Source organism: Nitrosospira sp. Nsp13 (assembly GCF_900101945.1).
GTDB classification, from domain to species: Bacteria; Pseudomonadota; Gammaproteobacteria; order Burkholderiales; family Nitrosomonadaceae; genus Nitrosospira; species Nitrosospira multiformis_D.
Genome location: NZ_FMVD01000010.1, coordinates 41797 through 62329, shown reverse-complemented (window position 1 = coordinate 62329; position 20533 = coordinate 41797). Strand labels below are relative to the sequence as shown.

Below are 20533 nucleotides of genomic sequence, written 5' to 3'. Positions count from 1 at the left end.
TACTACTAATTTCGTCATGCCGGGCCTGAGCCGGAATCCAGCCCACATCAGCAAGGACGCGCTTTGAACGACACTGGATACCGGCTTCCACCGGCATGACGACTGTAATGTTTACTCGCCGGTAAATGGCCGGTCAGCCGCCAGGTTCAGGTTTATTTCGTCAAGCCGGAAAGGCGTGAACAAGGTACAATTACCCCCGCTGATACAGCGCCGGGAATTGGCCCTCTTAAAGGTGCCTTATTCAATGTTTGCATTCTCCGCGATGGTTTATAATTTCCTTGTCGTGGAGAAATATGAAAGTCATTTCCCAACCAGACTCTCAGCCAAAGCCATTCGGCTTTACGTACAAGTCTTATAAATCATCAATTCAGATTTATCCGCTAGAAAATTGGATGACTCACCGAATACAAACACTTTCGGTGTTCCAATAGCAATCCGGAACAATATTAGGATGCGGGCAGTTCCCATCGATCGATCAGGCTTCGCACAGACAGTTATTGTGTCTTTGGCGACGCTTGCCGCATTGGCAATACTTGGGTTGGTTTTTGCATACTGGATCTGGGCGTGGTTCGCAACGCGCCCCGTCCCGGTAACTCCGATATCTTCCGAAACGGGGGGCAACATAGCGGTTGCCAATGACCTGTTCGGTGTTGCGCAGCGTGAACAGAATTTCGCCGCCCCATCCGGGATCTCGGTAAAACTACTTGGCGTTGTCGCTGCCTCTGCCGGTAGGCGTGGATATGCGATCGTGCAGCTTGATTCAAAAGAGATTCTCGCGGTGTTGGAAGGCGAGGACTTCGTCCCCGGTGTCCGGCTCACGGAGGTTCATCCGAATCAAATTATCCTGGAACGCAATGGATTGCTCGAAACCCTCGCATGGCCGGGAAAAAGCTCATCCACGGATTCCCCTATGTCATCAGAAATCACTTCCCCTGCAGAATCTCTCACTCCATAAATTAACGAATGATACACGGCATGATCGACGCGGCCGCAAAGGGTAAAAACATGAAGTATCGCGGGTTAAGCGCAGCGTTCTTATGGACAGTCATATCGGTTTCAATCGGTCAGGCCTGGTCTGCCGACACAGCAATCACCGAGCCGCTACGGGGGAGGGGGACAGAACCTGATCGAGTCATGAACCCCGGGGCTGCTATTCCGGAAACGAATGCCTTACGCACTAACAAGTTTGCGGCTCCCCCAGACCCGGATGTCGTTACGCTCAACTTCGTCAACGCCGAGATTGAAGGCGTGGTGAAAGCGGTGAGCGAGATAAGCCGGAAGAACTTCATGCTTGATCCGCGCGTCAAGGGCACAATCAATATTGTTTCAGCAAAGCCGATGCCCAGATCGCTGGTATACGATGTATTCCTGTCCGCATTGCGGCTGCATGGTTATGCGGCGATTGAGGATTATGGCGTCATCAAAATTGTTCCCGAGAGCGATGCCAAGCTTTACCAGACCCCCACTCTAGGTCCGAACGATAAGCGCCCTGCCGCCGGCGACCGGATCCAGACACAGGTATTCACGCTGGAGCACGAATCGGCGATACAAATGGTTCCGGTACTGCGCCCACTGATCGCCCCCAACAACAGCATTACCGCCAACCAGAACAGCAATACGCTGATTATCACCGATTACGCAAGCAACCTTCAGCGCCTGGAAAAAATCATCCACGCGGTCGATCAGCCTAGCGGGACCGATCCGATTTCCATATCGCTTCAGCATGCTTCGGCCATTGATGTCGCGCAAACGGTTAATCGCCTGTTTGCGGAAGCAGCGCAAACGCAAATCTCGGCAGAGTCTGGAGGGGGGCAAATCCAACGCTTTATGGTTGTCGCGGATGCACGGTCGAACACGCTGCTGGCACGTTCGGGAGATCCGGCGGCACTTAACCGGCTGCGTCAATTGGTGGCAATACTGGATCAACCCACCAGCGCGGGCGGCAATATACATGTCGTTTTTCTGAAAAATGCCGACGCGGTGAAACTTGCCGAAACCTTGCGGGCGATCTATCACCACACCACGCCATCGCCATCAGCCTCACCATCCGGGGGTACGGGCCAAACAACCGGCACGGCTTTTGGAACGTCTTCTCTTGGCGGTTCCACCGGCACCACTAATCCCTCTTCCGGTTTCTCCGGGGGAACAGTTTCCGCCGTTTCGACGATGACGCCAGCCCCGATGCAAACACAAACCACCGGCTCTTCCATGATGCAAAGCATCATTCAGGCGGATGCGGCCACCAACTCGATCATTATTACCGCGCCCGACGCGATTTATAACAATTTGCGCGCGGTAATAGAAAAGCTCGATGTGCGCCGTGTGCAAGTATATATCGAAGCGCTGATTGCCGAGATTACCGCCGACCGAGCCGCGGAATTCGGGATTCAGTGGCAGAATATAATCGACAGCAGCCAGAGCGGCACGCAGGTGGTTGGCGGCACCAGTTTTAATGCGGGAGTCGGCAGTGGCGGGAATATTCTCAATATTGCTCAGAATCCGCTTTCCGCGGGGCCTGGGCTGACCATCGGGATTATGAAAGGTCTTGTTACCGCCATCCCCGGCATCGGGCCCGTAATCAACCTGCATGCGCTTATCCGCGCACTGGAAACGGATGTCAACGCCAATATTCTCTCCACCCCGACATTGCTCACGCTGAATAACGAAGAAGCCAGGATTGTCATCGGTCAAAACGTACCGATTCTCACTGGTCAGTTTATTCCGCCCGTGGGCGGCGCTGCAACATCGCCGTTTCAGACCGTCACTCGCCAGGACGTCGGGTTATCACTGAGAATCAAGCCGCTCATCTCCGAAGGCGGTACTGTTCGCGTGCAGATTTTTCAGGAGGTATCCAGCGTCGTTCCCGGCACGATCAATGCAACCAATGGACTGATTACGAACAAACGCTCTATCGAGTCGACAGTGCTGGTCGACGATGGTCAGATTATCGTGCTCGGCGGTTTGATACAGGAAACCGTTAACGACGCGGTTGAAAGACTTCCGCTGGTTGGAGAAATTCCATGGGTCGGCCATCTATTCAGCTACAACAAGCGCTCGCGCAATAAAACCAATCTGATGGTATTCCTGCGTCCGACACTGATTCGCGATAGCGAGAACGCCGAGTTGCCTACTAATACGCAATATGACCGTGTCCTGAGCGATCAGAACAAGGCCAAACCGAAATTTCATCCTATCCTTCCGGACCTGGAATCACCTAGTCTGCCGCCGCGTCCGCCGCAAGCCCCCGCAGACCTGGAATCACCCAGCCTGCCGCCGCATCCACCGAAAGCTTCCGCGATCCCTGATGAGATCGACATCCCTGACGGCACCGGACCCGGTGTAAAACGATGAATACTTCACCCCATGACTTTCTCGGATAGAGTCCCCTATGCGTTTGTCAAGACCAGCGGCGTCGTCGTGACTTCCATCGATAATGGTCTGGCGGAAGTAGCTGTCCGCAGCGGCGCACAAATCAGCGCATTGGCGGAATTGCGCCGTGTTCTTGGCGTCCCCTTGCATGCGCGTCGTATTGGTACCGTAGAGTTTGACGAGCTTGTTTCCACCCTCTATAACGGTGCGGCAGCTGGTACCGCCGCGCTTGCCGGTGATCTGGCGCAGGATATAGACCTCTCCAGGTTATTGCAGGAATTGCCAAAAGTCGAAGATCTGCTCGAAAGCCAGGATGATGCACCGGTTATCCGTCTCATTAATGCGCTGTTTACGCAGGCGCTACGCAATACCGCCTCGGATATTCACATTGAACCCTATGAAACCCGTTCGGTGGTGCGATTACGCATCGACGGTACGCTCCGGGATCTGATCGAACCGGCGCGCGCGCTGCACGCTGCCCTCGTCTCACGCATCAAGATCATGGCGCACCTTGATATTGCGGAGAAGCGCCTGCCGCAAGACGGGCGGATTACGTTACGAATGGCCGGCAGACCGATTGACGTACGCGTATCCACGATTCCCACCGTCCATGGCGAACGCGTGGTGCTGCGTTTGCTTGATAAGCAAGCCGGACGGCTTGACCTGTCGCGGCTCGGCATGGATGATGCCACACTGGCGCATATGGACAGGCTTATCCAGGAGCCCCACGGTATTATCCTGGTGACCGGCCCCACCGGCTCAGGCAAGACAACCACGCTTTATGCCGCGCTCTCACGGCTTGATTCGGCCACACTCAATATCATGACTGTTGAGGATCCCATCGAGTATGATCTTGATGGCATCAGTCAAACGCAGATAAATACCCGCATTGAAATGAGTTTTGCGCGGGCTTTACGCACCATTTTGCGCCAGGACCCCGATGTCATCATGATCGGAGAAATCCGGGATCTTGAAACCGCGCAGATCGCGGTGCAGGCCAGCCTTACCGGTCATCTGGTATTCGCTACCCTGCACACCAACGATGCGGTAAGCGCGGTCACCCGGCTCGTGGATATGGGTGTAGAACCCTTTCTGCTCGCGTCCAGCCTGATTGGAGTGGGTGCCCAGCGTCTGGTACGCCGGCTTTGCCTGGAATGCCGCGAACCCTTCGCCGGCGATGTGGCGCAGCTGCAATCCCTCGGATTCGATTCGGCAACCAACATTTTTTATAAAGCACAAGGATGTACTGCCTGCAATCACTCCGGCTATCGGGGTCGTACGGGTATTTATGAGTTACTGACGGTTGACAACGACCTGCGCCGCCACATTCATGACCGAGCGTCCGAGCAAGACCTGCGAGAGTATGTGATTTCCCGCGGCATGCGGTCACTGCGGGATGATGGCATGCGCCTGGTTGCACAAGGCGTAACCAGTCTGGAAGAAGTCGTGCGCGTGACGCGCGAATAGGGCCTCCTTAATCCTAAATCCAGTAGTTGGACGGTGTGAAGTGTACGGTTTTTGGGGTACGGGGCAAGGCGCAACAACGCGGAATGGTTGTTCCATTCCAAGGAGTTGCAACGCAGTCATGTGCCGCAAAAACTGTGCAATTCACCCCGTAGTGGCCTCACCCGGAAGACGAGCGTCAAACAATACAAAATATTTTTATTAATCATAATACTAATCTATTAAATGAGCGGTCAACTACCGGATTTAGGTTAATGGAAGCATACCGCTATGAAGCGCTTGACGCAGCGGGCCGTACGGTATCCGGCGTGGTGCAGGCCGATACGCCGCGTCAGGCGCGTGCGCAATTGCGTGCCCAGGGTTTGTTGCCTTCGGTGGTCGATCAGGTGCGGGCCCGGGAGCAGGCGCAGCTGCTCTGGACGCGGGGCATTTCTTCGGCTGAACTGAGTCTCTTGACAAGACAGCTGGCGACGTTGCTGTCGGCCGGGTTGACTGTGGAGCAGTCGCTAACGGCGCTGATCGAGGAGTCCACCGAACCCGCGACACGAGAATTGCTGGGCGGCATTAAAACCGAGGTAACGGGAGGGCTCTCCCTCGCCGGTGCTCTGGGCAGCTACGGCAAGAGCTTCCCCGATTTCTACCGCGCACTGGTGCATGGGGGGGAGGAATCCGGCGCATTGCCTCTAATCTTGCAGCATCTGGCAGATTATCTCGATGCACGGCAGGCCATGAAGCAAAAAACCAGCCTTGCCCTTCTCTATCCGATTCTGGTTACAGTGGTAGCAATTCTGATTGTTACCGGTCTACTGGTTTATGTCGTGCCGCAAGTGGTACAGGTATTCCAGCATTCACGCCAGAGCCTGCCTTTTCTAACACGTGCGCTGATTGGATTGAGCGATTTTCTCGGCATGGCATGGCCCTATCTTCTCACGGCTACCACTGGCGGTCTGATCGGCGCCCGCATGATGCTGCGTCACGCCAGGGCAAAGTACCGGTGGCACGCCCTGCTGCTGCGAATGCCCTGGCTGGGATCGCTCATTCGCGGTGAAAACACCTCCCGTTTCGCCAGCACTCTCTCGATTCTGGTCGGGGGCGGCGTGCCGCTTCTTACCGCGCTCAGTTCCGGTGCGCGCGTAATGAGTAACGTAGTAATGCGCAAGGCCATCGAAGACACCATCGCGCGGGTACGCGAAGGGGCGGGCCTCGCCCGGGCGCTGCGTGAAACACGCGTATTTCCACCCTTGCTTGTCCATCTGGTGGCAAGCGGGGAAATGAGCGGCAAACTGGCGCAAATGCTCGAACGCGCCGCACAACTTGAAACGCGGGCGCTCGAACGGCGCCTGGCAGTATTTCTGACGCTGCTTGAGCCCGTAATGATCCTGGTAATGGGGGGAATTGTGCTACTTATCGTTCTCGCTATACTGCTTCCCATTATCGAGATTAACCAGCTGGTGCATTAAGGAATTTCTGAATTGGTTACCCGTAGAACACGCTATGATGCGTTTAATCCCTTTGCCAGATCTGCCTTGATATCCTTGACCGCTTCGAGCCCCACTGCGATTCTCAGGAGACCGTCGGTGATACCCGCCGCATCCCGGTTTTCCTGACTGATACGCGCGTGGGTGGTCGTGGCTGGATGTGTAAGCGTACTCTTGGTATCGCCCAGGTTGGCGGTGATCGAAATCAGCCGGACAGAGTCCACCACTCGCCACGCCGCCTCTTTTCCATCCTTCAATTCAAATGAAACAATACCACCGCCGGCTTTCTGCTGGCGTTTGGCAAGCGCATGCTGTGGATGCGACGGCAGGCCAGGGTAATGAACTCTTGCCACGCCGGGCTGCGCTTCCAGCCAGCGGGCAATTTGCAGGGCATTTGCGCAATGAGTCTCCATACGAACCTTCAGGGTTTCCATTCCTTTCAGAATTACCCAGGCGTTAAATGGGCTCAGGGTCGGTCCGGCGGTACGCAAGAAGCCGAATACCCCTTGTTCCATCACCAGATCCCGCCTTCCCAGTACCGCACCCCCCAGCACTCTGCCCTGACCCTCAAGGTACTTGGTAGCGGAATGAATCACCAGATCTGCGCCCAGATCCAGTGGCCGTTGCAGTGCCGGTGAACAAAAGCAATTGTCGACTGCAAGCCATGCGCCGGCTTTTTTTGCCACCGCCGCAAGCGCGGCGATATCCGAAATTTCGGTGAGCGGATTTGAGGGTGTTTCTATGAACAATAATTTTGTATTAGGTTTTACCGCCGCCTCCCAGGCCGCAATATCGGTGGCGGAAACAAAAGTTGTCTCGATATTGAAGCGCTTGAGGATATTATTGAACAGGTTCACCGTGGCCCCGAACAAGCTGCGCGATGCAATCACGTGATCCCCGGCGGAAAGCAGCCCCATGACGCAGGCAAGTATTGCCGACATGCCTGAAGAAGTCGCTACGCAGGCTTCCGCCCCTTCCAGGGCCGCAAGCCGCTCTTCGAAAGCCGTCACCGTGGGATTGGTAAAGCGCGAGTATATATTTCCCGGTTCCGCGCCGGAGAAGCGCGCCGCGGCTTGGGCGGCGCTGTCAAATACAAAGCTTGAAGTCAGATATAAAGCTTCAGAGTGTTCATTGAATTGGCTGCGGTGAATACCCGTATGCAGTGCCAATGTTTCCAGTTCAAAATCATCAGACATGCGAATCCCCCAAATAAAAAACCCGCTCAGCATTTGCCAAAACGGGTTCCCCGCTTTAGCCGAATTTATAACGCGCCCGCAAGCTGAACATCAAATCGGCGCACATCATTAAACTACGCTCGGTAACTGTTTTTGTCAAATACTCATCAATGAAATTCCGGATAGGTTTCCAGTTTCCCAGCCTTAATCCGCCGCCGCCAGATTCAGATCCAGCTGCGTGCTGGACCCGGTTCGCGACAATGGAGCACCGCCGTTGCGTTGCGCCTCCAGAACGGCCAGATACTCCTCGGTGACATCACCGGTAATGTAACGACCATCGAAGCAGGATGTTTCATAATGCGTAATGGATGGATTGACCCGGGATACGTCTTTTATGAGGGAGTCGAGTTCCTGGAAAACGAGGTGATCGGCACCGATCTCGCGACAGATTTCGTCATCATCCCGGCCAGTCGCGATGAGTTCTTCGCGTGTCGGCATATCAATCCCATAGACGTTGGGAAACCTGACCGGTGGGGCGGCGGAAGCGAAATATACCTTATGTGCCCCTGCCCCTTGCGCCATTTGCACGATCTCCCGGCTGGTCGTCCCGCGCACGATTGAATCGTCTACCAGCAGCACGTTCTTGCCGCTAAATTCCACGCGCATGGCATTAAGCTTTTGGCGCACCGATTTACGCCGCTGCTGCTGTCCTGGCATGATGAAGGTCCGGCCAATATAGCGGTTCTTGACGAAACCCTCACGGAAACTCACTCCCAGGCGATTTGCCAGTTGCAAGGCACTGGGGCGGCCAGAATCAGGAATGGGAATGACCACGTCGATATCTAAATGACGCATGGTTTTGGTAATTTTGTCGGCCAGGCTCTCACCCATGTTCAGCCGCGTTTCATATACTGAAATACCGTCCATCACCGAATCAGGGCGCGCCATATAGACATACTCGAAGATACATGGATTAAGCACGGGATGAGCGGCACATTGTTTATTGTAGAAATTCCCGTCTCCATCGATAAAAATCGCTTCTCCCGGCGCGATATCCCGCACCAATTTGAACCCCAACGTATCGAGCGCCACGCTCTCGGAGGCCACCAGATACTCCATCCCTTGTTCGGTATCGGCACAACCGAACACCAGCGGGCGTATGCCATAAGGATCGCGAAAAGCCAGTAACCCATAACCGGCGATCATTGCCACGACCGCATATGCGCCCCGGCAACGCCGGTGGACCCCCGACACCGCGGCAAAAATGGCGGCGGGGTCAAGATGATAGTTTTTCGTGCTTTGCTGCAACTCATGAGCCAGCACATTAAGGAGTACTTCCGAATCGGAATTCGTATTGACGTGACGCAGGTCCTCACGAAACAATTCCTGATTGAGTTGTGCCGCATTGGTGAGGTTGCCGTTATGCCCGAGTACGATGCCAAACGGCGAGTTGACATAAAATGGCTGCGCCTCGGCCGAAGATTCGGAGGAACCCGCGGTGGGATATCTCACATGCGCGATACCCATATTGCCAGTCAGCGCACGCATGTTCCGGGTGCGAAATACATCCCGTACCATCCCGTTGCCCTTGTGCATATGAAACGTGTTGTCCTGGGCGGTAACGATGCCGGCCGCATCCTGTCCACGATGCTGAAGTACCAGCAGCCCATCGTATAGCAATTGGTTAGCGGGAGCTTGTGCGACCAGACCCAGAATTCCACACATCATTGCACTCCGTAAAAGTAACTTGGATAACGCTGTACAGGAAAGCGCAAAGAAATTTCTCTCATAACGTACCGGCAAATACGCAGGACGTTATAAGTATCTATTATATTTGCAAATGCTCATTGTTCACTCTTCAGTTTCACGTAACTGATGCGCCCGGACAAATCCTTTGGCAACCACGGTATCGCCATCATCGCCGCTGTCTCCAATGGCTTGCTCAGTAAAGCCTTCTGCCAGAACGGCTCTTGTGGCAACGCGGTCAGCCCCGCTGCCAATACCATCAATAGCACGACCAGCAACCCGCGCATAAACCCGAATAACGAACCAAAAAACCTGTCGGCGAATCCCAGTCCCACGGTCTTTACCAGAGCCGATATCAACATGGTAATCAACGCCATCGCCAGCAACGTCGACAAGAACACCGCAGCAAATGCCAGCAACATACGCAGCGATTCGCCGGTAATGCTGGATGGCAGCATGGACACAAATCCCGCCGCGAACGAATTCGCCACCATGAATGCGACTACCCAGCCCGCCAGCGAAAACAATTCGCGTACGACCCCACGCATCACGCTCAGTAGAATCGATACAACAAGTATGGCAAGAACAGCGTAATCAAAAATAGTCATTCGTAGCGAGAGCAAAATTACACAAGCGCGATTTGCCTATGCGGCAACGGATTCCATAAATTCATCGGCGCTATTTATCTGTGACTACGCCATCCAGCCCCAGCTTCTTCAATTTCTCGCGGGCAACCTCCGCTTCCTCGCGGCTGGCAAAAGGGCCGGCGCGCACGCGCGTTATTTCCCCTTTGTCGGTCTTGAGCGTCTCCGTATAAACCTTGGTGCCCTTGGATGCCAGACTTTGCTGCTGTTGCCGGGCTTTGGCCGGATCAGAGAACGCGCCCAATTGCACTACAAACATAGCCGTGGCGTCGGTGGCTTTGGCAACTCCTGATTCAACCTTGGTACTTGTACTCTTCCCATCCACAGCCGGCTTCTCCACCGGCTCATTCGAGGATTGAGCGGACTTTACGGGTGGTCCGGGTTCTTTTTGCGTTTCCTGCTGTACGCCAGTTACGGTTTTTTCGGGAGCAGGTGTTTTCATACCGGGGGCGCTTCCAGGAATGAATTCCTCCGCGGCCTCTTCCGATGGAATACGGATGTCAATCTCCTGACTTCGCGGCTCCGGTTTACTATCCAGCACCATCGGCAAAATCACAACCGCTGCGATCACTAACGTAATTGCACCAACCAGGCGCCTTCTCGCACGCTTTCTAAGTTGAATCTCTTCTTCGCTGACAGCTTTTGCCATTTGAATCTAAATCCGGTAGTTGATCGCTATCCGTGCTCAACCGTGTTCCGGTACCGTAATACTTCGGCTACGGTATGGAACGAGCCAAATACGCAAATTCTATCATTTTCAGCCGCTCGCTCACAGGCATACGCATAAGCCATGGCGGGATCAGTAAAAGTATGAATAGCCTCCTCAGCGCTATCCACACCCGCCGCTTCCAGCGCCTGCCGCACTTCATTTGCCGAGGCACCACGTGGCACATCAATGCCAGCGGTCAGCCATATATCCACCTTTCCCGCAAGCGCTCGCGCCACACCGGCGATATCCTTATCCTTGAGCATTGCGAATACGGCATAAGTTTTCCGGAAGCGTCCCATCCCGCCCAGGTTGATGGCCAGCGCATGCGCGGCACCAGGATTATGCGCCACATCAAGCACCGTCGCCGGCCGGCCGGGTAGTACCTGAAACCTCCCTGGCAATGCGACGTTCAGCAAACCTTGGCGTACGTCGCTCATGGTAACCGGCAAACGATCCCGGACAACGTCAAGCGCCGCCAGGCAGGCACTGGCGTTGTGCAACTGATAGGCGCCGCGCAGGGCGGGATAGGGCAGCGAATGACGTTTTCCGCCAGGCCCCCAGTAACCCCATAGTGTAGTATCGGCTGCGTTGGCTGAATGGCCGAAGTGTTCACCGATGTGCATCAAATTCGCACCGATGGTATGTGCATGATGCCGGACACTCGCGGGAATATTTGGCTCCGCACAGACTGCAGCCCGCCCGCTTCTGAAAATTCCCGCCTTCTCGAATCCGATTTTTTCGAGAGTATTGCCGAGATAGTCCATATGATCGAAGTCGATGCTGGTGAGCACCGCGCAATCAGCATCAAAAATATTGACCGCATCCAGCCGCCCACCCAGCCCCACCTCCAGAATCGCAACATCCACGCCGGCTTGACTGAATAATTGCATCGCCGCCAGCGTACCGAACTCGAAATAAGTCAGGGAAACACCGCTGCCGCTGCGGGCTGATTCCACAACATCAAAAGCACTGCACAATTCTCCGTCACTGGCCTCTTGCCGGCTTATCCGCACCCGCTCGTTATAACGCAGCAGGTGTGGCGACGTGTAACAACCCACGCGGTACCCGGCACAGCTCAGAATTGTCTCCATCATGGCGCACGTTGACCCTTTGCCATTGGTCCCGCCAACTATGATGATGGGAAAAGGTAACGCGAGGCCCAGTTCGCTCCAGACGCGAGTTACACGCTCCAGCCCCATTTCGATAGCCTCGGGATGGAGACGCTCAAGATAGCTCAGCCAGCCGGAAAGCGTTCTGGATTTTGAGTCCAAATCCATCATCGGCGCCTCATGGCCTTTCATACATGTAGCATAAAGCCGGGATACGATCAGACTGAAGCGCAGTCAGCAATTACGAGACCGGCGCGGATGTATGCATCAGTAACGTGCACAGGTTGGCAAGTTTGTCGCGCATGCGTCTGCGGTCTACGATCATGTCTATCGCGCCATGTTCCAGCAGGAATTCGGCTCGTTGAAAGCCTTCCGGCAGGGTTTGCCGTACCGTCTGCTCGATCACGCGTGGTCCCGCAAAACCAATCAGCGCCCCTGGCTCAGCGATTACCACGTCACCTATGAAAGCAAAACTGGCCGATACGCCACCCATGGTGGGATCAGTCAGCACCGAGATAAAAGGAAGCTGATGCTGACTCAACTGAGTCAGCGCCGCCGATGTCTTGGCCATCTGCATGAGCGACAACAACCCTTCCTGCATGCGCGCCCCACCGCTGGCGGCGAAACACACGAAGGGCAGACGCTGTTCCACGCAGACCCTCACCCCGCGCGTGAAGCGCTCGCCCACCACCGATCCCATTGAACCGCCCATGAAACCGAATTCAAAAGCTGCTACGACCAGGGGAACTGTTTTTACACTTCCCTGCATCACCACCAGGGCATCGTCTTCGTCTGTATCCCTTTTCGCATCCGATAACCGGTCAATATAGCGCTTGCTATCCTTGAATTTAAGCGGATCGAGCGAGAGTATTTCCGCGCCGATCTCATAGCGTCCCTCGGCGTCCAGTAACAAATCAAGGCGCACTCTGGCCGAGATACGGTTGTGATGGTTGCACTTGGGGCAGACGTTGAGATTATTTCCCAGATCAGAGTAATACAGCACGGCTTCGCAAGAGGCACATTTGCTCCACAGTCCCTCAGGGACGGCTTTTTTTTCGCCGCTTTCCTTGCGCTTGATTTTTGGTGGGAGAAGTTTCTGAAACCAGCTCATGGGTTTGCGTGATCAATAGCCACTTCGTTGATTGCGCTTCGCAGGCTTCTTACCAAACGACTCACATTCGTCAGCATCTTTCCTTTGGGCGAATTCTCTATCTCCTCGATGATGCGGCTTCCCACCACCACTGCGTCGGCAAGCTCCGCCACCGCCTTGGCTGTTGCGCTGTCGCGTATACCGAACCCGACGCCAATGGGAATGGAAATGAAGGAACGCAATTGGGTCAGCTTGTTGGATACATCGCTCAGATCCAGGTTTAGCGCGCCAGTCACTCCTTTTAGCGAAACGTAATATACATATCCCTTGGCCATTTCCGCCACATGTTCGATGCGTGCCCGCGGGGTCGTGGGAGACAGCAGGAAGATTGCGTCGATCTGCTGGCGTTCAAGATATTTCACCCATTCCCCGGACTCTTCCGGCGGGTAATCTACCGTCAGTACCCCGTCTACGCCACATGCTTTTGCTCTGACCGTGAATTTCTCATACCCCATCGCTTCTATCGGATTAGCGTAGCCCATTAACACCACCGGCGTGGAAATGTCGTTTTCCCTGAATTTCTCGACCATGGTCAGAACATCGTTCAAGCCAACATTGTGCTTTAAAGCCCGCTCGGAGGATCGCTGTATGGTCGGCCCATCGGCCATGGGATCGGAGAAAGGTACGCCCAGCTCAATGATATCGGCGCCCGCCTTCACCAGTTCATGCATCAGCGGCACCATCATCGCAGGTTCGGGATCACCGGCGGTAATAAAAGGAATTAACGCTTTTTTTCCCTGCTGACGCAGTTCGTCAAAGGTAGTTGCAATGCGTGACATGAAAATAGGAAGTTGAATTAGAAAGTAATATCGGAAGCGCGCACCACGGTGGCCATATCCTTATCCCCGCGGCCGGAGAGATTCACCAGCAGCAGCTTGTCCCGGCTGAGTGTGGGGGCGAGCTGGGCAGCATACGCCAGTGCATGGCTGGATTCCAGCGCAGGCATAATGCCCTCGTAGTGACATAGGTCATGGAAGGCCGTCAATGCCTCATCATCGGTTATGCCCACATATTCGGCACGATGGCTGTCCTTGAGCCATGCGTGTTCCGGGCCGACACCCGGATAATCCAGGCCAGCCGAGATGGAATGTGTCTCGATGATCTGCCCATTTTCATCCTGGATCAGATACGTGCGATTACCATGCAGCACACCCGGCGTTCCCTGCGTCAGGGTAGCGGCATGCCGGCCGCTTTCAATGCCGAGCCCCGCCGCTTCCACGCCGATCATGCGGATGTTACTGTCCAGATAAGGATGAAACAGGCCAATTGCGTTGGACCCCCCCCCCACGCACGCGATTAATATATCCGGCTGGCGCCCGTACTCTTCCTGCATTTGCACAATCGCTTCCCGTCCAATAATCGCCTGGAAATCACGCACCATCATCGGATAGGGATGCGGTCCGGCCACCGTGCCGATGATGTAGAACGTATCTTCAATGTTGGTCACCCAATCGCGCATGGCCTCATTGAGCGCATCTTTCAGTGTTCGGGAACCTGATTCGACCGGCACCACCGTTGCGCCCAACAGTTTCATCCGGTAAACATTGGCGGCCTGGCGTTCCACATCCACCGAGCCCATGTATACCACACATTCCATCCCATAACGCGCAGCTACCGTGGCACTGGCCACGCCATGCTGACCAGCACCTGTTTCGGCAATGACGCGTGATTTGCCCATGCGCCTGGCAAGGAGAGCCTGTCCAATGGCATTGTTGATTTTGTGCGCGCCGGTATGATTCAGGTCTTCTCGCTTCAGCAGAATCTGCGCCCCCCCCAGATGCGCCGACCATCTTTTTGCATGATAGATGGGGCTGGGCCGTCCCACATAGTGCTTCAACTCATAGGCAAACTCGGCCTGGAAGTCGGCATCACCACGATAGTGCTCATATTGAACGCGCAGTTCCTCCAGCGCCGTCATCAGCGTCTCGGCAACGAACACGCCACCATACGGACCGAAGTGGCCGTGACTGTCAGGAAGATCATAAACTTTCACTATTTCGCACTCCTTGCATGAAAGCGGCAATTTTCTCCGCGTCCTTGATGCCTTTGGCAGCTTCCACACCGCTCGATACGTCCACCGCCCAAGGCCGGGCCTGCCTGATTGCGCCAGTAATGTTGGCGGCATGCAGCCCGCCCGAAAGTATCAACGGCAATGGCAAATCCCGTGGGATCAGATTCCAGTCAAACACATGTCCGGTGCCACCCGGCTCGCCTTTAACATAAGTATCGAGCAACAATCCCCTGGCACCGGTATAACGGGTTGCGTATTGTAGCAAATCTACACCCGTCCTGACGCGCACCGCCTTGATATAAGGCAGTGCAAATTTTTGACAAAATTCCGGAGACTCATCACCATGAAACTGAAGCAGATTCAGGCCCGCGATGGAGGAAGTTTCCTTTACCCATTCCGTATCCGGATCAACATACACACCCACCGCGCTAATGAATGGCGGTAGCGCGGCAATAATTTCCCGGGCTTTAGCGGGCGCGACATAACGCGCACTCTGTCTCCAGAATACAAGGCCAATGGCGCTCGCTCCAAAACTCACTGCCGTCAGCGCATCTTCAATACGCGTAATACCGCAAATTTTAACCCGGATGGCCATGCCTTCAGTTTGCTTTATCGGAATTTGGATTCTGCCGGTTTCAGGTTCAAGCCAGCCTGCCTATTCTCGGCAACACCAAAGCAAGCGGCGGTTCGACAAAACCGGGGAGCTTCCATTTGGCATCATAGGCGACCCCCGCCAAGTATAACCCCGCGGCAGGAAAAGTAGGGGCTGCGTGACGACGATCACGGCCTGCCAGCAATGTCTTTATCCATTCAGGAGGATATTTGCCCTTGCCCACATAAATCAGGCATCCGACGATATTGCGCACCATGTGATGCAAAAACGCGTTGGCACGCAGTTCGAATACAATAAGGTCTCCCTGTCGCGTAATCTCGAGTTTTGTCAAATTACGCACAGGAGATCTAGCCTGGCATTCGGCGGCACGAAAGGCGCTGAAGTCGTGCTCACCCAGCAGCATTTGTGCGGCTGTCTGCATTTTTTCCGCATCAAGAGTCTGATGAAACCAGCCTATCTTGCCGTGACAAAGCCCCGGGCGCACGGCATGATTCGATAGCAGATAAAGATAGCAGCGCTCTCTGGCGCAATAGCGGGCGTGAAAATCATCGGGGATTTGTGATGCCCATAATACCGCGATGCTGACGGGTAACAAGGCATTGACCCCGCGCACCCAGGCATTCATTGGCCGTTGCGCCTGAGTGTCAAAATGCAGCACCTGATATGCGGCATGAACTCCCGAATCGGTGCGTCCCGCGGTAACCACCCGAACGTCATCACATGCGATTTTCGACAATGCGGCTTCCAGTGCATCCTGCACGGAACCACCTGATAGCTGGCTTTGCCAGCCACAGTAAGCACTGCCGTCGTATTCCAGTATCAGCGCGATTCTCACACAATAGGCGCCGTCATGACTATCCTAAAATCTCGCAACTGGACAAGGTAGAAGGGGGCGATCCGCTCATTGCCCTCACTAAGCGTGCTCTTGCTATGCTGCGCTTCTCTCATCGCATGGATTGGATCCTGCACGCCGCCTACCTCCATCCCATCCCATCGCTGTTTCTTCCGTTCACACGCTTCCCGACGATGCCCTTTTCACCCATGCCGTTCCCGCCTGGGCCCGTCACGCCCATATTGTTGCCGGCGTTCCATGATCCCTCGCCTTGAAAAAGCTTTGGAACTGAAGGCCCTCCGATTTCCGCATCGGCGGCGGATTCTATCTTCCCCGTATCAGTTTGTTTTGGTTCTTTGGCCACTTCTATTACCCCTGATGGCCTCTGCCGGTTCCAATCCACTGTCTGATTTTTTACCTCTTTGTCAGCCTCTTCTGCGGTTATTGCACCGATTTCGCTATTGTCCGGTATCCGCAAAATTGGCCCTGCCTTAAGCTGATGCATATTACTGCCGAAGAAAGCATCCCGGTTTGCGCGATGAACGGCAACCAGCATCTGATTAAAGCTTACGCCGGAAGGGGGAACAATATTTCTCACTATTCCAGTTAAAGTGTCGCCGTGCTTTACGGGGCCATAGACAGTATGAGCCTTGCTAACCGGCGCAGATTCCGGCGCGAGCGTGTTTTCAACGATAATGGGGCTCTTGAGGGGTAGACCTGATCTCTCAGCCGTAGCGGATTCCGCTTTCACGGAAGCGGGAAGATGGATTTGACTTACCGGTATTATAGGTGGATGCGCATCAATTTCCGGGGGAGCCAGCACAACGGTGTACTCCCGCAACACTCGCGCTGACAGCCCACTCAATTCGATCAAGATATGCAGAAGCGGCTCGGAGACAGGTTGCGGAGAAACTATCCTGATGTAGGGGCTTCCGTTGGAGTGGTTCTCAATACTCGCTTTAAAGGTGGAAAGAAGAGGTACATAATCAACATTGACCTGACGAAAAATTTCCTGTGGTGCGAGCCGCACCGTTAAGGAAGCCTTCTCCTCTTTTTCTACCGCAATCAGATTGATCTCTGCGTCGAATGGTTGACCCAGAGTGGAATTGACAGTCACTCTGCCCAAATTCGCCGCATGAGCCAGCGCCGGGAACAGAAATGCCACTAAGAGCAAACAAGCTTTGGAAACAGGTTTAGGCACTGCACGCTCTTTGGGAAGAACACTCGCAAGGTTAGGCTTCTACTAGAATTCTCAGCATTCTGCGCAACGGTTCCGCCGCGCCCCACAATAATTGATCGCCCACTGTAAACGCCGAAAGATATTCTCCCCCCATGGCAAGCTTGCGCAGCCGTCCTACCGGTATGGCTAGCGTTCCGGTAACCATGGCGGGAGTCAGCTCTTTCATCGTGCTCTCGCGGTCGTTGGGAACCACCCGCACCCAGTTGTTGGAAGCTGAAAGAATATCTTCAATCTCGTCCAGCGGAACGTCCTTCTTCAACTTGATAGTCAGCGCCTGACTGTGGCAACGCATGGCGCCGACACGAACGCAGATACCATCAACCGGAACGGCATGATCACTTCGCCCCAGAATCTTGTTCGTCTCGGACTGTCCTTTCCATTCTTCCCGTGTCTGACCATTCCCGAGGTCTTTGTCTATCCAGGGAATAAGGCTACCCGCCAGCGGCACGCCGAAATTCTGAGTTGGAAAATTCCCGTTGCGCAACGTTCCCGCCACTTCCCGATCGATATCAAGGATGCCCGAGGCAGGATCATCCAATAAATCTTTTGCCACTCGATGGGCTTCGCCCATTTGCAGCAGCAACTCCCGCATATTCTGTGCGCCGGCACCGGAAGCCGCCTGATAGGTCATGGCACTCATCCATTCCACCATATCTTCTTCGAACAAGCCACCCACCGCCATCAGCATTAAACTGACCGTACAATTGCCGCCGATATAATTTTTTACATCATCGTGCAGGGCCTGCTTGATAACCGGCATGTTAACCGGATCAAGAATAATGACTGCGTCCCCCCCCATGCGCAGCGTTGAAGCTGCATCGACCCAGTATCCCTGCCAGCCAGCCTGCCGCAGCTTGGGGAAGATCGCACTGGTATAATCCCCTCCCTGGCAGGAAATAAGGATATCCATTGCCTTCAGCTCATCTATATTGTAGGCATCTTTGAGCGGCGATATTTCCCGGCCGATATCCGGACTTCTTCCTCCTTGCTGCGAGGTAGTGAAAAACACCGGCTCTACCAGTGCAAAATCATTTTCTTCCCGCATTCGCTGCATCAGTACTGAACCCACCATACCGCGCCAGCCAATAAATCCCACTCGTTTCATTGATCGCTCTCTATCTGTCTATATGTTTGCCAGAATGGCGTCGCCCATTCCTTTGGTTCCCACCTTCTTCATCCCTGGTTCGTAAATGTCCTCGGTACGATAACCTTGCGCAAGAACCTTTTTCACCGCGCTCTCAATGCGCACCGCCACCGCCTCCTGGTCAAATGTGTAGCGCAACATCATCGCCACCGACAATATGGTTGCCAGGGGGTTTGCCATATCCTTACCGGCGATGTCCGGAGCCGAGCCGTGGATCGGCTCATATAATCCCTTATTCTTATCATCCAGCGACGCCGATGGCAACATGCCGATGGAGCCAGTCAGCATGGACGCCTCATCCGACAGGATATCGCCAAACATGTTACCCGTCACCATCACGTCAAACTGCCTGGGATTGCGCACCAACTGCATCGCGGCATTATCCACCAGCATGTGTGAAAGTTCCACGTCCGGATATTCCTTGTTCGTCTCCGTCACCACATCGCGCCATAATTGCGTACATTCCAGTACGTTCATTTTATCTACCGAACACAGTCGGCGATTGCGTTTACGCGCTGCCTGGAATGCCACCCGGGCAATTCTGCGTATCTCCGCTTCGCTATAAATCATGGTATTGAAACCAACACGTTGACCGTCGCGTTGTTCAATACCACGCGGTTCACCGAAATAGATGTCTCCTGTCAACTCCCGTACGATGAGAATATCCAGGCCCGCCACGACTTCAGATTTCAGCGTTGAAGCATTTGCAAGTTCTGAATAAAGTACCGCCGGCCGCAGATTGGCGAATAAACCCAGCATCTTGCGTATACCGAGCAAACCCTGCTCGGGTCTTAGCTGACGCGGCAACATATCGTACCGCGGACCGCCTACGGCACCCAGGATCGCGGCATCCGCATCGGTCACAAGTCTGCGTGTCGTCTCTGGAAACGGCTCACCGGCCGCGTCGACAGCGCACCCCCCCAATAGACCCGGTTCCAGTTCAAATTTTAGTCCGTCACTCTTCAGCGCTTCCAGTACTCGCACCGCTTGAGCGACAATTTCCGGACCGATACCGTCACCGGCCAGGATTGCAATTTTCATAAAGACCTCAATGAATCCTAATCTCGTTCTGATACGACATGACTTGGAAGATGTTACCGCTTACATGTTAAATATGTGTGGCGAACCAAAGTTTCTTTTGCGCCGCTGCGCGGATTGTCTATTTACGCATCGAGGCATCCTGAAATCCTTTTTTCAAACAAATCTTTTCATGCAAACAACCATGGCCGCGCTGCCCGATGCCACGCCTCGAATGCCTTGATCTTGTCCGCGTGTTGCAATGTCAGGCCAATTTCATCCAGGCCATTCAACAAACTATGTTTGCGGAAAGGATCGATATCGAAGAAGAAAGATTCGCCGCTGGGCGTAGTCACTGACTGATCTTCCAAATTGACAACCAGACGATAACCCCCGGTCGCAAATACTTCGTGGAATAGCTGATCCACATTGTCTGCATCGAGCACAATGGGCAGCAAACCAATCTTGTAGCAATTGTTGAAAAAGATATCGGCGAAACTAGGCGCGATGATCACCCGGAATCCATAATCCTGAAGCGCCCAGGGCGCATGCTCCCGGCTCGAACCACAGCCGAAATTTGCGCGCGCAAGCAATATTTGCGCACCCCGGTAACGCGGCAGGTTAAGTATGAATTCCGGGTTGAGTTTACGCTGTGCGCTATCCATCCCCGGCTCGCCGTGATCCAGGTAACGCCACTCATCAAACAGATTCGGCCCGAAACCGGAACGCTTGATGGACTTCAGAAACTGCTTGGGAATGATGGCGTCGGTATCGACATTGGCGCGATCCAGCGGCGCCACCAGCCCCTCACAGGAATGAAATTTTTCCACTC

At 54.4% G+C, this 20533-nt stretch carries 18 protein-coding genes; 4 read left to right on the top strand and 14 right to left on the bottom strand.

Annotated elements, in window-relative coordinates; genetic code table 11:
* Window positions 1–451 precede the first annotated feature (451 nt).
* The 4 genes from BLO43_RS12040 to gspF all read left to right on the top strand — a co-directional run bounded on the left by BLO43_RS12040 (window position 452) and on the right by gspF (window position 6293).
* Complete coding sequence (locus tag BLO43_RS12040; protein ID WP_090907260.1) at window positions 452–955, top strand: type II secretion system protein N; 504 nt, start codon at window positions 452–454, stop codon at window positions 953–955.
* A 20-nt stretch (window positions 956–975) separates the two neighbouring features.
* Entirely contained in the window at window positions 976–3351 is a 2376-nt protein-coding gene (gspD, locus tag BLO43_RS12035) for a type II secretion system secretin GspD (RefSeq protein ID WP_254773454.1), read from the top strand.
* A 12-nt stretch (window positions 3352–3363) separates the two neighbouring features.
* Window positions 3364–4836 carry a type II secretion system ATPase GspE gene (gspE, locus tag BLO43_RS12030; RefSeq protein ID WP_090907259.1) on the top strand — a complete coding sequence of 491 codons (1473 nt, stop codon included), beginning with the start codon at window positions 3364–3366 and terminating at the stop codon, window positions 4834–4836.
* A 251-nt stretch (window positions 4837–5087) separates the two neighbouring features.
* A complete protein-coding gene (gene gspF, locus BLO43_RS12020) occupies window positions 5088–6293 on the top strand; it encodes a type II secretion system inner membrane protein GspF (RefSeq protein WP_090907258.1) in 1206 nt (401 codons plus the stop codon).
* Window positions 6294–6325: 32 nt separating this feature from the next.
* Here gspF and BLO43_RS12015 read toward each other — a convergent pair whose 3' ends face one another.
* The 14 genes from BLO43_RS12015 to leuD all read right to left on the bottom strand — a co-directional run bounded on the left by BLO43_RS12015 (window position 6326) and on the right by leuD (window position 20531).
* Window positions 6326–7507 (bottom strand): O-succinylhomoserine sulfhydrylase, encoded by a 1182-nt coding sequence (locus BLO43_RS12015; protein WP_090907300.1) that lies wholly within the window; start codon window positions 7505–7507, stop codon window positions 6326–6328.
* A 183-nt stretch (window positions 7508–7690) separates the two neighbouring features.
* Entirely contained in the window at window positions 7691–9211 is a 1521-nt protein-coding gene (gene purF / locus BLO43_RS12010) for an amidophosphoribosyltransferase (protein ID WP_090907257.1), read from the bottom strand.
* Between the two features lie 119 nt (window positions 9212–9330).
* Complete coding sequence (locus BLO43_RS12005; RefSeq protein WP_090907256.1) at window positions 9331–9840, bottom strand: CvpA family protein; 510 nt, start codon at window positions 9838–9840, stop codon at window positions 9331–9333.
* Window positions 9841–9910: 70 nt separating this feature from the next.
* Window positions 9911–10525 (bottom strand): SPOR domain-containing protein, encoded by a 615-nt coding sequence (locus BLO43_RS12000; RefSeq protein WP_090907255.1) that lies wholly within the window; start codon window positions 10523–10525, stop codon window positions 9911–9913.
* Window positions 10526–10551: 26 nt separating this feature from the next.
* A complete protein-coding gene (gene folC / locus BLO43_RS11995; RefSeq protein WP_254773453.1) occupies window positions 10552–11865 on the bottom strand; it encodes a bifunctional tetrahydrofolate synthase/dihydrofolate synthase in 1314 nt (437 codons plus the stop codon).
* A gap of 70 nt (window positions 11866–11935) precedes the next feature.
* Complete coding sequence (gene accD / locus BLO43_RS11990) at window positions 11936–12805, bottom strand: acetyl-CoA carboxylase, carboxyltransferase subunit beta (RefSeq protein ID WP_090907253.1); 870 nt, start codon at window positions 12803–12805, stop codon at window positions 11936–11938.
* Window positions 12802–13623, bottom strand: coding sequence for a tryptophan synthase subunit alpha (gene trpA / locus BLO43_RS11985; RefSeq protein WP_090907252.1), 822 nt, complete (start codon window positions 13621–13623; stop codon window positions 12802–12804). The genes accD and trpA overlap by 4 nt, the downstream gene beginning before the upstream one ends.
* A gap of 17 nt (window positions 13624–13640) precedes the next feature.
* Window positions 13641–14837 (bottom strand): tryptophan synthase subunit beta, encoded by a 1197-nt coding sequence (trpB, locus tag BLO43_RS11980; RefSeq protein WP_090907251.1) that lies wholly within the window; start codon window positions 14835–14837, stop codon window positions 13641–13643.
* On the bottom strand, window positions 14824–15450 hold the full coding sequence (locus BLO43_RS11975) for a phosphoribosylanthranilate isomerase (protein ID WP_090907250.1): 627 nt from the start codon (window positions 15448–15450) through the stop codon (window positions 14824–14826). The genes trpB and BLO43_RS11975 overlap by 14 nt, the downstream gene beginning before the upstream one ends.
* Before the next feature lie 46 nt (window positions 15451–15496).
* On the bottom strand, window positions 15497–16303 hold the full coding sequence (gene truA / locus BLO43_RS11970; protein ID WP_090907249.1) for a tRNA pseudouridine(38-40) synthase TruA: 807 nt from the start codon (window positions 16301–16303) through the stop codon (window positions 15497–15499).
* Between the two features lie 139 nt (window positions 16304–16442).
* Entirely contained in the window at window positions 16443–17501 is a 1059-nt protein-coding gene (locus tag BLO43_RS11965; RefSeq protein ID WP_090907248.1) for a type IV pilus assembly protein FimV, read from the bottom strand.
* 31 nt (window positions 17502–17532) lie between these two features.
* On the bottom strand, window positions 17533–18645 hold the full coding sequence (gene asd / locus BLO43_RS11960; protein WP_090907247.1) for an aspartate-semialdehyde dehydrogenase: 1113 nt from the start codon (window positions 18643–18645) through the stop codon (window positions 17533–17535).
* A gap of 18 nt (window positions 18646–18663) precedes the next feature.
* Complete coding sequence (gene leuB / locus BLO43_RS11955) at window positions 18664–19725, bottom strand: 3-isopropylmalate dehydrogenase (protein ID WP_090907246.1); 1062 nt, start codon at window positions 19723–19725, stop codon at window positions 18664–18666.
* 167 nt (window positions 19726–19892) lie between these two features.
* Window positions 19893–20531 (bottom strand): 3-isopropylmalate dehydratase small subunit, encoded by a 639-nt coding sequence (gene leuD, locus BLO43_RS11950; protein ID WP_090907245.1) that lies wholly within the window; start codon window positions 20529–20531, stop codon window positions 19893–19895.
* Between the last annotated feature and the right edge of the window lie 2 nt (window positions 20532–20533).